This is a genomic window from Streptomyces sp. NPDC048331 (assembly GCF_043201215.1).
GTDB lineage: Bacteria > Actinomycetota > Actinomycetes > Streptomycetales > Streptomycetaceae > Streptomyces.
On record NZ_JBICYT010000014.1, the window covers coordinates 132,987 to 145,243 of the forward strand.

Annotated in this window: 12 protein-coding genes, 1 tRNA gene and 1 pseudogene; 7 read left to right on the top strand and 7 right to left on the bottom strand. The window is 72.5% G+C overall.

Going from position 1 to position 12,257, the window contains the following annotated elements:
* Positions 1–6: 6 nt before the first annotated feature.
* The 3 genes from ACGFYY_RS21530 to ACGFYY_RS21540 all read right to left on the bottom strand — a co-directional run bounded on the left by ACGFYY_RS21530 (position 7) and on the right by ACGFYY_RS21540 (position 3,528).
* Positions 7–2,169 (bottom strand): bifunctional serine/threonine-protein kinase/ABC transporter substrate-binding protein, encoded by a 2,163-nt coding sequence (locus ACGFYY_RS21530; RefSeq protein WP_393711399.1) that lies wholly within the window; start codon positions 2,167–2,169, stop codon positions 7–9.
* Complete coding sequence (locus tag ACGFYY_RS21535) at positions 2,169–3,047, bottom strand: hypothetical protein (RefSeq protein WP_393711401.1); 879 nt, start codon at positions 3,045–3,047, stop codon at positions 2,169–2,171. Before ACGFYY_RS21535 ends, ACGFYY_RS21530 begins: the two co-directional genes overlap by 1 nt.
* A gap of 73 nt (positions 3,048–3,120) precedes the next feature.
* Positions 3,121–3,528, bottom strand: coding sequence for a GNAT family N-acetyltransferase (locus ACGFYY_RS21540; RefSeq protein WP_365275923.1), 408 nt, complete (start codon positions 3,526–3,528; stop codon positions 3,121–3,123).
* Between the two features lie 286 nt (positions 3,529–3,814).
* Here ACGFYY_RS21540 and ACGFYY_RS21545 point away from each other — a divergent pair, with 286 nt between their 5' ends.
* A complete protein-coding gene (locus tag ACGFYY_RS21545) occupies positions 3,815–4,471 on the top strand; it encodes a beta-glucanase (RefSeq protein ID WP_393711535.1) in 657 nt (218 codons plus the stop codon).
* 175 nt (positions 4,472–4,646) lie between these two features.
* On the opposite strand, the gene ACGFYY_RS21550 is transcribed toward ACGFYY_RS21545, so the two are convergent.
* Positions 4,647–5,348 (bottom strand): ribonuclease H, encoded by a 702-nt coding sequence (locus tag ACGFYY_RS21550; protein WP_393711403.1) that lies wholly within the window; start codon positions 5,346–5,348, stop codon positions 4,647–4,649.
* Between the two features lie 39 nt (positions 5,349–5,387).
* Positions 5,388–6,794, bottom strand: coding sequence for a sensor histidine kinase (locus ACGFYY_RS21555; RefSeq protein ID WP_393711405.1), 1,407 nt, complete (start codon positions 6,792–6,794; stop codon positions 5,388–5,390).
* Between ACGFYY_RS21555 and ACGFYY_RS21560 the strand changes: the two are divergent.
* Positions 6,788–6,988, top strand: a pseudogene (locus tag ACGFYY_RS21560) (response regulator transcription factor); the annotation flags it as partial. The gene ACGFYY_RS21555 and the pseudogene ACGFYY_RS21560 overlap by 7 nt on opposite strands.
* A 59-nt stretch (positions 6,989–7,047) precedes the next feature.
* Here ACGFYY_RS21560 and ACGFYY_RS21565 read toward each other — a convergent pair.
* Positions 7,048–7,440, bottom strand: coding sequence for a MerR family transcriptional regulator (locus ACGFYY_RS21565; protein WP_365275937.1), 393 nt, complete (start codon positions 7,438–7,440; stop codon positions 7,048–7,050).
* A 50-nt stretch (positions 7,441–7,490) separates the two neighbouring features.
* On the opposite strand from ACGFYY_RS21565, the gene ACGFYY_RS21570 reads away from it, so the two are divergent.
* Entirely contained in the window at positions 7,491–8,813 is a 1,323-nt protein-coding gene (locus tag ACGFYY_RS21570) for an MFS transporter (protein WP_393711407.1), read from the top strand.
* 140 nt (positions 8,814–8,953) lie between these two features.
* Here ACGFYY_RS21570 and ACGFYY_RS21575 read toward each other — a convergent pair whose 3' ends face one another.
* Positions 8,954–9,157 carry a cold-shock protein gene (locus tag ACGFYY_RS21575; RefSeq protein WP_030384970.1) on the bottom strand — a complete coding sequence of 68 codons (204 nt, stop codon included), beginning with the start codon at positions 9,155–9,157 and terminating at the stop codon, positions 8,954–8,956.
* A gap of 287 nt (positions 9,158–9,444) precedes the next feature.
* On the opposite strand from ACGFYY_RS21575, the gene ACGFYY_RS21580 reads away from it, so the two are divergent.
* The 4 genes from ACGFYY_RS21580 to ACGFYY_RS21595 all read left to right on the top strand — a co-directional run bounded on the left by ACGFYY_RS21580 (position 9,445) and on the right by ACGFYY_RS21595 (position 12,161).
* Positions 9,445–9,518 (top strand) — tRNA-Met (locus ACGFYY_RS21580).
* Between the two features lie 333 nt (positions 9,519–9,851).
* Entirely contained in the window at positions 9,852–10,349 is a 498-nt protein-coding gene (locus ACGFYY_RS21585) for a SigE family RNA polymerase sigma factor (protein ID WP_393711410.1), read from the top strand.
* Positions 10,342–10,785: a hypothetical protein gene (locus tag ACGFYY_RS21590; RefSeq protein ID WP_393711412.1), complete on the top strand. Its 444-nt coding sequence runs from the start codon at positions 10,342–10,344 to the stop codon at positions 10,783–10,785. The genes ACGFYY_RS21585 and ACGFYY_RS21590 overlap by 8 nt, the downstream gene beginning before the upstream one ends.
* 137 nt (positions 10,786–10,922) lie before the next feature.
* On the top strand, positions 10,923–12,161 hold the full coding sequence (locus ACGFYY_RS21595) for a mannosyltransferase family protein (RefSeq protein ID WP_393711414.1): 1,239 nt from the start codon (positions 10,923–10,925) through the stop codon (positions 12,159–12,161).
* Positions 12,162–12,257: the final 96 nt, after the last annotated feature.

Sequence of the window (12,257 nt, forward strand, 5' to 3'; positions counted from 1 at the left end):
GCGCGGCTATCCCGCCGCGGGTCGGAAGGCCGGGCCGACGTAGCGCATCAGGCCCCCTTCCACCGTGTGCGTGAAGTAGGTGTTGCCCGTGAGCTGTCCTCGCTCGTTGAAGGCGTATTCCTTGGTCAGGCCTTGGAAGGTGCCCTGGGCGAGCGCGGTCAGCAGGGCGGCGCGGGTCGGGCGGGCGCCGCCCGCCGCGGTGGCGACCAGCCGGTCGATGATCAGGCGGGTGGCGTCGAAGGCCTCCGCGGTCCAGATGTCGGGGGCGGACCCGTACGCCGCCCGGTGGGCGCGGGTCACCTCGGCGACCTCGGGGGCCTCCGGTCCGGTGTACGGCGTGAAGAACTGCCAGCCTTCGGCGGCCCGTCCGGCCGCGCCGAGGAACTCGGGGCCGGCGATGGTGTAGTCGGCCGCCCGAGGCCCCTTGAAACCGGCGGCGGCCAGCAGCCCGGCGACCTTGGCGCCGCCGGCCGGGGTGCCGGTGTAGAAGAAACCGTCGACGCCGTGCGCGAGCAGGTCGCCGACCACCGGGGCCAGATCGGTGGTTCCGCGGGGGACGACGCGACCGTAGGAGGTGGCCTCGGGGGCGAAGATGTCGATGGTGCGGCTCACGAGCTGGGCCGCTTGCCAGGTGTCCGTGTCTCCGCCGCGGTCGCTGAGGATGCCCATTTTCCGGACGCCCTGCTTCCCGGCGAGCTGCATGTTGATCGCGTGGGCCTGGGCCGAGGAGATCGGGCAGCTCTGGAAAAAGCTGCGCCGGTCGGTGATGCTGAAGGTGGTCGCGAGGGCGGACACGGTCACGAGGGGTACGGAGGCCTCGCCGTACAGTTCGAGGCACGGGATGACGGAGTCGTTGCCGGTGGGGCCGACCACGGCGAACAGGTCCCGGTCGGCGATGAGTCCGGTGGCGACGGCCGCCGACCGGTCGGCCTTCCCGGCGTCGTCGGCGGTGACGACGGTGAGGGTGAAGGGCTTGTCCTTGCGGGAGTTGAAGGCGTCGACGGCCAGGCGTACGCCGCGTTCCTGGGCCTGCCCGGCGGCCTTCTGCGGGCCGGAGAGGTCGGCGTGCACACCGATCGCCCATCGTCGCGGGGCGTCCGCGGCGGACTTGTCGGGCTGGTCCTGGTCGCGCAGGGCCAGCCAGGCGGCGAGCCCGCCGCCGGCCGCGAGCACGGCGCCGCCGGCGGCGAGGGCGAGGAACCGTCTGCGGGAGGGCGCCGGAGCGGCCGTGCCGGGCACGGGCGCGGCGTCCGGGTCGGCGACGGTTTCGTCGATGCCCGGCAGGGCGAGCAGTGCGGCGGCGCGCGCGGCGATCGTGGCGACGACCGGGTCGGGCAGCCAGTCGGTGCCCTCCCCCGGGGTGTCCTCGACCAGCGCCGCGTCCAGCTCGCTCGCGCTGGGGCGGATCTCGGGGTGTTTGGCGACGCAGGTGCGCAGCAGTGCGGTGAGTTCGGGGTCGGCGAGGACCTCGGGCCCGAAGTCGGGCTCGTCGTGGACCGTGCGGTAGAGCACCGCGTCCACGGTGCCGCTGCCGAAGGGCAGCCGTCCGGTGGCGGCGTACGCGAGGAGGCAGCCGAGCGAGAAGACGTCGCCGGCCGGTTCGGCGGGGCGGCCCTCGGCCTGCTCGGGCGGCAGGAAGCCGGGGGTGCCGAGTACCGCGTCGGCGGAGGTCAGGGCGGTGTGTTCGCCACCGCGGGCGATCCCGAAGTCGATGAGCCGGGGCCGGTCCATGCCGAGGAGGACGTTGCCGGGCTTCACGTCGCGGTGTACGAGGCCCTGCTCGTGCATCACTCCGAGGGCCTTGGCCAGGGCCTTGCCGAGGATGCGTACGGCGCGCGGCGGGAGCGGGCCGTGGGTGGCCACGGCCTCGGCGAGGGAGGGTCCGGCGACGAAGGAGGTGGCGAGCCATGGTTCGGCGGCGTCCGGGTCGGCGCCGGTGATCCGGACGGCCCACGGGCTGTCCACCTCGGCGGCGATCTCGGCCTCGCGGCGGAAGCGGGCCCGGAAGTCGGCTTCCTCGGCGTACTCGGCGCGGATGACCTTGACCGCGGCGAGCGCGCCGTCGTCGGTCCGGCCGAGGTAGACGACGCCCATGCCGCCGGCGCCGAGGCGTCCGAGGAGCCGGTGGCCGCCGATCCGGGACGGGTCGGAGGGGTGGAGCGGCTCCATCAGCCCGCCGCCTTTCCGAGCTGCTGCTTGGCCTGGATCATCATCACACTGGTGCCCTGGGCCACGAAGGCGGTCAGGTCGTCGTTGGTGACGCCCTTGGCGGCCTTGGCGGAGATGGCCATGGTGACGGGTCCGAACTGGGCCTGGGACCAGATGTAGGGGTGGGGACCGCCGTCCTGGGCGCTGACGTAGTCGCCGGATTCGGAGAAGGCGTCCTCGGTCCAGCCGTTCATCTGCTCGCCGAGGTAGAGGGCGCCGCCCCATAGTTTCTTGAGGTCCTCGCCCTCACGCAGCTTCTGGTCCGGGCACCGCAGCACCTCTTCCATGGCGCGGGCGGTCTCCCAGCCGGACTCCTCACGGTTGTGGTGGACGGTGACCGTGGCGCTGATCCGCACGCGGCCGCGGCCGTCCTTGGCCGGGATGTGGAAGTGGCGGGTGCTGGTGGCGAGCACGTCGTCCGGCAGGCCGTCGGTCTGCCAGACGCAGGCCTCGTCGAGCACGGGCCAGCGGCCGGGATCGCTCTCGAACGGGGTGCTGCGCACGACCTGGGGGCCGAGGTCCTGCTCGGCGATGATGACGCGGCCGAGCAGGGTGCGGGCCTCGGCGGCGGTCCTCGGCTGCTTGGACTCGTCGAGCGGGGGCATCGCGATGGCGGTGGCGGCGCCGGGTTTGTCGGCCGGGGCGCTCGCTCCGGTGCCGGCCGCGCCTGAACCACCCGTGCCCGACGGCGTGGCCGACGTGCCCGGGGTGCCGCTCGACGCGGCGCCCTTCGGCGTACCGTCGTCCGCGCACCCCGCGACGAGGATGAAGCCCACCATCGCGCAGCCGCAGGCGCGCAGGCCGGCCTTCCCTCTGCTCTGTCCCACCAGTCCCCCCACGGCACGGATGGTACCCCGCCGGAGAGGCGCTTAACTTGCTTACGGCAAAGCTGTGTTGGCGCCGCTCATCGGCTCACCGCAGGCGGTCGAGGGTCCAGGCGGACTCGTGGCGGGTGAAGCCGATGTGCGGGTAGTAGTCGACCGCGGCCGGCGCGGCGAGCAGGATCAGCTTGGCCTCGGGCGCCTCCTCCCGCGTGACGCGGATCAGTTCGCGTCCCACGCCCCGTCCCTGGTAGGCGACGTCGACGGCGAGATCGCCCAGGTAGGTCGAGTACGCGCCGTCGGTGATCGAGCGGGCGATGCCGATGAGGCGGCCGTCCTCGGCGCGCGCGACGACGACGAGGTTGGCTCCGGCCAGCATCCGGGCGAAGCGCTCGGTGTCGTGGACGGGACGTCGCTCGGCGAGGGTGGACGCACGGTAGAGGTCCAGGACCTCCTCGACGTCCAGGTCGGCGCCGATGACACGCTCGCACTTCCACATACCGGTGCAACTCCTCGTTCGGTTCTCCGAGTCGGCCACCCGGGCTCGGGCGGTCCCCCACGGAACCCACCCTCGATACGTAATAGGTAAATCCGCGCTGTGATTATTACATAGCAAGGAGAGTCAAAGACAAACCGGTCCACCGGTATGTAACGCATCGCATCCGGGCATGTTCAAAGAGGCGTCAACTCAGGGGAAGGAGCCGCTCGTGCTCACTCAGGTTCTCAACTGGCTCCGACGACTCACCGGACGTTCCACCCAGACCCCCGACGACGAGGCCACGCCGCTGAGCGCCCGGGCCCCGATCTTCACCGCGAACTTCCAGTCGACCTCCCAGTGGGTGGCCGGCCGGTCCTGGGCCTATCCCAACGGCGGCCCCACCAACACCGGCGACAACAAACTCGACCACCTGGTCGCGGACCCCTCCTACAGCCGCACCGGCACCTTCCGCGCCACCCGCCGCCCGGACGGCAAGTGGAACGCGGGTCTGCTGACCACCGAGGGCAGCGAGGAGGGGTTCATGGTGCGGGCCGGTGACGTGCTGGAGTCCCGGGTGCGGCTGCCCGCCGAGATCGGGGCCTGGCCGGCGATCTGGACCTGGCGGGACGGCGGCAACGAGATCGACATCTTCGAGTACCACCCCGACAACCCCGACCTGCTCGAACTCTCCAACCACGTCAAGGGCGGCTCGCGCTACCACCGGGACTCCGCCATCGCCCCCGGCGCCTGGGTGGACCTCAAGGTCGAATTCGGGACGCGCTCGGTGGTCTGGTGGGTCAACGGCACCCGGGTCTTCGCCGACCGCAGGGGCGTCGGACGCAACTGGCGGGCGTACCTCATCGTCAACCTGTCCGTATGCGCCGGCCGCTACCACCCGGCGCCCGAGCCGGGCGTCTCGCAGATGTCCTACGCGGTGGAGTACCTACGCGTCCACCGTCCCTAGTGCCGTGACCGGAAAGGTTTGCCGGGTCGCGTTGTCCGGTGCGGCGCATCTCCCCCAGCTACCGCTGGGAGGGGCCCCCGGGCGGAGGGCCACGGCTCGTACCGGACGTACCGCCGTGGTCCGACAACGCGGCGAGGTGCCGTGCCGGGCAGCGCGACCCGGTGAACCTTTCCGGTCACGGCACCAGGGAACCGCACGCCTGGTGACCCCACCGGCTGCCGTTCTTGGTGATCATGTCCCCGGCCGCGTAGGGCTTCCCGCAGGCGCAGCTGCCCGGGAACTTGGCCTTGATGGCCCGGGATCCGCCGCCGCCCGGCGTGGTGGCGGCGGACGTACGCTTCGCCGGCGCGCCCGACCTGCGGCGCGCGGGCGAGGCCGCGGCCGGGGCCGGTACCGGCATCTCCGGGTTGCCGAGGGCCGTACCGGCGGCCTCCTGCCTGACCGCCGCGTCACTGGCCGCCTGGTCGGCGATCGCGTTCAGGTGGTCGCCGTCCTCGCGGTGCGCGGGAACGTACTGGAAGGTCACGTCACGATCGGCCAGCAGCCGGTCGATCGCCTCGACGAGTTCACGGTTGGCGACCGGCCCGCCGGAGGCGGTCTTCCACCCGTTGCGCTTCCAGCCCGGCAGCCACTGGGTCACGGCCTTCATGGCGTACTGGGAGTCCATCCGCACCTCGACGGGCGTGCCCGGGTCCACGGCCTCCAGCAGCCGCTGGAGGGCGGTCAGCTCCCCGATGTTGTTGGTGGCCCGCCCCAGCGGGCCGGCCTCCCAACGCTCGGGGCGTCCCTGGGAGTCGGCGATGACCCAACCCCAGCCGGCCGGCCCGGGATTACCTTTGGCCGCTCCGTCACAGGCGGCGATGATGCGATCAGACATCCCCCGATCATGCCTCATCCCGCGGGGCTTCCCGATCGCTCACCCCGGCAGCACGTCCTTGGCCACCAGCCGGGAGCCCTCGTAGCAGAGTCGGTAGAGGTCGACCTGATCCAGGAGGTTGCCGTTCGAGCGGTAGTACGCGCAGTCGGTGCCCGGGAGTGCGGGCAGCGCCCGGACGGCTTCCGGTACGTACCGGAAGCCCCGCTCCGGAAGGAGCCGGGCCACCTCTCCGCGGTCCTGGCCCGGTCGGAGGGCGGCGAAGTCCACGGGGCGCAGCACGCAGGTGGTCAGCTGCTGGGCCAGGTAGGCACCGGAGACGAGGGTCACGAGACCGAGCCCGACCGGCGCGGCGAGGGCGGCGGCGAACCGGCGGCCGGTGCTACGCCGGACGGCGGTGAGCCGGAGCGCCGATTCCGAGGCTACGTCGGCCTCCTCCCGGTGCTCCCCGGTGCTTCTCGGGCACTTCGGGTCCACCTGGTCGGGCAGCGTGGCGAGGACCTCGAAGCCGCCTTCGCGCGGGGCGGCGTGCAGCGTTCCGCCGAGCAGTCGTACCCGTTCGCGCAGGCCGGTCAGGCCGCGGTGCCCGGTGGCCCGCCCCGCGCCGGGCGGCGGGACGGTCGGCTCGGCGGTCGCCGGCCTCACGGTCGGCGCGGCCGAGTTGGTCACCCGTATTTCGGTCCGGTCCTCCTGTCGCGCGATGCTGACGCGGACCGTGCTGCCGGGTGCGTGCTTGATGGCGTTGGTCAGCGACTCCTGGACCACGCGGTACGCGCCGCGGTCGACCAGCGAGGGGAGGGCCCGAGCCGTCCCTTCCCGCCGCAGGTGCACCGTGACCCCGGACTCCCGTGTCCGGGCGACGAGTTCCTCCACCGGTTCCACGGAGGAGGCCGAGGGTTCCTGCCCTTCGGAGCCGTCGCGCAGCACACCGATGGTGTCCCTCAGGTGGCCGACGGCGTCGGAGACGGCCGCGCGCAGCACGGCCAGATCCTCCCGGTCCTGGCCGGTCAGCGTGGGCGAGAGTTCCAGGGCCCCGGCGCGCAGGGCGATCAGGCTGAGTTCGTGGCCCAGGGAGTCGTGCATGTCGGCGGCGATCCGGGTCCGTTCCCTCAGCCGGGCCTGCTCGGCCACGGACCGCTGTCGCAGTTCGAGATCGTGGGCCCGCTGCCAGCCCTCGTGCACCAGGGTCAGCCGGGCCCGCCGGTAGCGACCGGCCAACCAGGGCAGGAGAAGGGCGGCCGGGATGTACGACAACGCGTAGAACCAGTGCACGGCGCCGACGCCCAGCACGGCGCAGAGCGCGAGGTCGGCGGCCGCGCAGGCCCCGAACAGCAGCAGCGCCGGCGCCGTACGGTCGGCCCGGAGGCCGAGGAGATAGCTCAGCACGGCCGACGCCGCCGAGTACGGGCTCGTGGTCGTGGTCGGGTCGGCCAGGCCCGAGGCGACCACCGCACGTGTTGGCGCTGCTCGGCGTCGGGTTGTCCAACGCCGAGATCGCCGCTCGTCTGCGGTTGGTCGAGGGGACGGTGAAGGCTCACGTCAGCGCGATCCTGGGGAAGCTCGGCGTACGGAACCGCGTGGAGGCGGCGATCGCCGCGCACGAGGCGCGGCTGACCGAAGAGGCCCGTCGAACCGAACGGTGAGCCGGGCCGTGAGCCGGCCGTGAGCCGGGGCCGGCGGTGAGCCGGCCTGGGCGCGCGGGTCAGGCGCCGGGCCCTTCGGCGGAGAGCAGCGCGCACTTCTCGAAGTTCATGCATCCGCAGGCCAGACAGTCGGCCACGGCGTTCCGCAGGATCTGCGTCTGCTCGATGAACCGGTCCAGTTCGGGCAGCTTGCTCTCGGCGAGGGCGCGCCACTGCCGGGTGGCGCCGCGCTCGGCGTCGCCGTCGAGCAGGCCACGGATCTCGGCCAGGGTGAATCCGGCCCGCTGGGCCATCTTGATCAGCGCGATCCGCCGGACGGTACCGGCCGGGTAGACGCGCCGGCCCGCGGCCCGTTCGGCGGGCGGCAGCAGGCCGACGCTCTCGTAGTAGCGCAGGCCCGAGGGGTTCATCCCCACGTGCCGAGCCAGCTCACCGATCCCTACCTGTCGCACCCGTCACTCCCCCTTGACTTCAAGTGCGCTTGAACCATGAGTCTGACCTGGTGACTCGCGCAAGGACAACTCGCCCCCTCCCCCAGGCCTATCGGCCACTGTTCGCCCATGCCGACTTCCGGCGGCTGTTGCCCGCGCTGGCAGCCTCCGATCTCGGTGACGGGATGAGCATGGTCGCCGTGGCGTGGCTGGCCATCGAGATCGCTCCCCCGGGGCAGTCCGGGATGCTCCTGGGTGCCGCGCTCGCCGCGTACGCGCTGCCGGGGGCCGCCGGAGCCCTGCTCTTCGGACGGTGGCTGCGCCGGCTTCCCGCCGGGCGGCTGCTGGCGGGCGACAGCCGGATCCGCGCGGTGCTCCTCGGGTGTGTGCCGCTGGCCTGGGCCGCGGGGGTGCTGCACCCGGTGCTGTACGTGGCCCTGCTCGCGGGCTCGTCCGTCCTGCACGCCTGGGGGAACGCGGGCAGGTACTCCCTGCTCGCGCAGATCCTTCCGCCCGAACAGCGGCTGGCCGCCAACGCGCTGGTCAGCTCCAGTGTCTCGGCCTCCATCGTGGTCGGCCCCGCCCTCGCAGGGTTCCTGGCGGTGGTGATCGGTCCGGCGTGGCTCATCGGCCTCGACGCCCTGTCCTTCGCCGTGCTCGCCGTCCAGGTCGGACGGTTGCGGGGGACGGCGGCCCGGCGGGACGGAACCGGCGAGAAGGGCACGACCGGTGAGGAGGACGGGAAGACGACGACGGCCGCGCCGGTCGACGCCGACCGCTCGGCGGCCGGCCTGCGCCTGCTGCGCAAGCAGCCCGAGCTCCTCGGTGTGCTCGCCCTGACCTGGTTCTTCAACTTCCTCTACGGGCCGGCGGAGGTCGCGCTCCCGTTGCACGTCACGGAAGACCTGCACGCCGGGGCCGGCCTGCTCGGGCTGTACTGGACGCTGTTCGGAGCGGGCGCGGTGCTGGGCGGCCTGACCGCGGGCGCCCTGCGGCGGTTCCCGCTCTGGCCGGTCACCCTGGGGATCGTCGCGGGGTGGGGGCTGGCGCTCGTACCCTTCGGTCTCGGTGCGCCCGCGGCCGTCACCCTGGCCTGCTTCACCCTCGGCGGCCTGATCTACGGTCCGTTCACGGCGCTGTCCTACACCCTCTTCCAGGAGCGCACCCCGGCCGCCGCGCTGACCACGGTCCTCGCCGCCCGCAGCGCCGCCCTCCTGACCGCCGGGCCGGTGGGCACCGCGCTCGGCGGCCCGCTGATCGCGCTGCTCGGGCCCCGGCAGGTGCTGGCCGCGTCGGGGCTGGCGACGATCGCGCTCGCCCTCGTCGGGGCGGCGATCCGGGTCCGGGGGCTGCGGCGCGTCGGAACCCCTTCGCCCCTGGGACGCCCCAGCTGATCCCGTCCCCGGGAAACGGATCAGGGCCGTGCGGCGTCGCCGCACGGCCCTGATCTTTCCCCGCGGCCCGTTCGGCGAAGGGGCGTGGCGGGGAAACGGTTCTCCGGAGCCCGGCGGTCAGGCCGGGCCGTCGTCCGGGATCAGGCGGGGGTGATGTTCTCCGCCTGCGGGCCCTTCTGGCCCTGCGTGATGTCGAAGGTCACGGCCTGACCCTCCTGGAGCTCACGGTAGCCGGAGGCGTTGATCGCCGAGTAGTGGGCGAAGACGTCCGGGCCGCCGCCGTCCTGGGCGATGAAGCCGAAGCCCTTTTCCGAGTTGAACCACTTCACAGTTCCCGTAGCCATGTTCATGCCTTCCGTTGACGTACGTCCTCCACACGGTGTGGAAGACGGAGGTGATCGCCCTGGTCCTACGGCACAACACAGCAAAACTGCCCACACCGAGAGGTACGGGCAAGGCACTTGGAACCACGACAGCTACCCGTGAAGGTACACGCCTGCACGCACTGTCACCAGGGGGAATGATCTCGCCTTCGGGGCGAGATTCAGCCCTTTCGCCCACACTCCGGGCGCGGCCGCACGTAAATGCGTCGAGTCCCGCCCCTGGGATGCCGTAGTGTGAGGTCTACCGACGCGGGGTGGAGCAGCTCGGTAGCTCGCTGGGCTCATAACCCAGAGGTCGCAGGTTCAAATCCTGTCCCCGCTACTGCTCGGAAGGGCCCGGATCCTCATGGATCCGGGCCCTTCTGCTGTGCCGGGCCCGTTTCCTCGCTCGGCCCGGCACGCTCCCTCCGGGTCCGGGACCCGTACCGCCCCCGGAAACGGACCCGCACCGCCCGTGGCCCGGCCCCGGGTCCGGGCCACGTCACCCGGTGGGCCGTGGCGCCGCCGCCCTGCCTCGCCGTGGCCGCCGCGACGATGAGTACCCCGCCGACCGTGTGACGGCACTCACACAACGATCTGTCGACCGGTGTCGACCGGACGGGGCGCGCGGGGCGTATGCCCGGTGAGAGGGACACATGGATTCAGGAGCGATTTTTTGACCATCGAGGAGTTCGAGGAGTTCTACGCGCAAGCGGCGGGACGGCTCACAGGACAGCTCTACGTGATGCTCGGCGACCACCACGAGGCGCAGGACGTGGTGCAGGAGGCCTTCGTCAGAGGATGGGGCCGCCGGCGTCAACTGGACCGCGACGGCCGGCCCGAGGCGTGGATCCGTACGGTCGCGTGGCGGCTCGCCGTCAGCCGCTGGCGGGGGCGTCGGCGCACCGCCGACGCCTGGCAGCGGACCGCCCCCGCGGGACACGTGGAGGGGCCCGGGCCGGAGGCGGTGGCACTCGTCGAGGCATTGCGGCAACTGCCCCTGAAGCAGCGCCGGACCATGGCGCTGCACTACGTGTGCGATCTGACGGTCGAACAGATCGCGGCCGAGACCTCGCTGTCCACGAGCACGGTCAAGACCCACCTGTCCCGGGGTCGGGTCTCGCTCTCCCGCCATCTGCAGGACCCCCGCACTGAGGAGGCTCCCGATGCCTGACTCCCACGACCCGCTGCGGTCCCTGTTCCGGGAGGCGGCCTCCGCCGGGCAGGCCGCGAGCACGCCCCCGCCCGTCGCCGTCATCGAACGGCGGGGCGAACGGCACCGCCGGCACCGGATCGTCGGTGTCGCCGCCGCCTGCCTGCTGCTCCTCGCCGGATCCGGTGCCGCCCTGTCCGCGCTCCTTCCGGGTGGGTCGGCTCCGACCCTTCCCGCGACCACGCCCTCTCCCGTGGCCCCGTCCCCGACGTACGCACCGCCCCCGCCGTCCAACTCCACGACACCGACGCTCAACTCCGCGCCGCCCCCGCGGAACACCACTCCGCCGCCGTTCAGCAGCATGACGCCTCCGCGCAACACGACGGCTCCGCCGGTCGATCCCACCGGGACCGTGAACCCGAGCATGTCCCAGACCGCCTCGCAGCCGCTCCGGTAGCCCCTCTCCCCCTCCCGCCGGCTCTCCCTCGCGCTCCCCTCCCCGACTCCCTCTCCCCGCAGCACATCGCCCGTGGACACCGGCCCGCACCAGGGCCGGTGACTCCGCACGCCTTCAGACGGCCAGGAGATACCGATATGTCCGTTTCAACCCCTCGGCGGCCGGTCGAGCTTCCCGACTCGCCCACCCCGTGGCCGCCGGTGCACGAGACCGGGCGCCGCCCCCGCCGCTCCCTTCCCCCGTTCCTACGGCTCGGGCCGGGCGAGCGCGAGGTGGTGTGGCTGTACCTGCTGACCCGTGTCGGCATCTGGGCCACCGCGGGCGCCGTCAGCTGGCTGTTCCCCGCCGACGGCGAGGCCCGTAGGCCGGCTTCGCTGCTCTCGCCCTGGCAGCAATGGGACTGGTGGTTCTACCTCCACATAGCCCAGGACGGATATTTCCCCGACCAGGCCGGACCCTGGACGGCCGGCTGGGACAATCGCGAGGCCTTTCTGCCCGGCTTCCCCCTCGTCCTGCGCGCCGTCCACACCGTGGTCCCCGACTGGGCCGCGGCGGGAGTCCTGATCTCGTTCGTCTCGGGCGGCATCGCCGCGCTCGCTCTCGCCCGGATCGCCCGTCATCACCTGGCCGACCTCGAAACAGGCCGCCGTGCGGTGACCTTCCTGCTGCTCTCGCCGTGCGCCGTGTTCCTCGCCGCCGGCTACACCGAAGCGCTCTTCCTGGCCCTGGCCCTGCCCGCGTGGCTGGCGGCGCAGCGCCAGAACTGGCCGGCGGCCGCGGTACTGACCTGTCTCGCCTGCTCGGTCCGCGTCACAGGTCTGTTCCTCGCGGCCGCCCTCGCCCTCCACTTCGTCCTCACCGCCCGCGGCCGCGTCGCCTGGCGTTCCGCACCGTGGCTCGTGCTGCCCGCCCTCGCCCCGGTGCTCTACAGCTGGTACCTGCAGACCCGGACCGGGGACTGGATGGCTTGGAAGCACTCCCAGGAACGCGGCTGGTACCGGGACTTCCACGCACCGTGGGACGCCTGGGCCAACACCTGGGACGCCGCCTTCCACCACACCCACCCCACCGGGTACGCGCTGATGTGGCAGGCGGAGCTCCTGGCCATGGTGGTCGGCGTCGTACTCCTGGCCCTGTTGCTCCGAGGCCGCCGCTGGCCCGAGGCTCTGTACCTCGGCCTCACCCTGTGGGCCCTGGGCACCTCGTACTGGTACACCTCCATCCCCCGCTCCACCCTCCTGTGGTGGCCGCTGTGGATCGGCCTGGCCTCCTGGAGCCTGAAGCGCCCCCGGATCCAGACCGCCTACGTGTACGTCGTGGCTCCCCTGTCCACCGCGGTCGCCATCACCTTCCTCACGGGCCGCTGGGCGGGCTAGGGCCTATCTTCCGGATCAGGCCGGGCCGTGCCGTGGCGCCGACTGGCCCATCTCGCGCGGTGGGCGTTCCATCGAAAGGTGGGCCTTGTCCCGAGG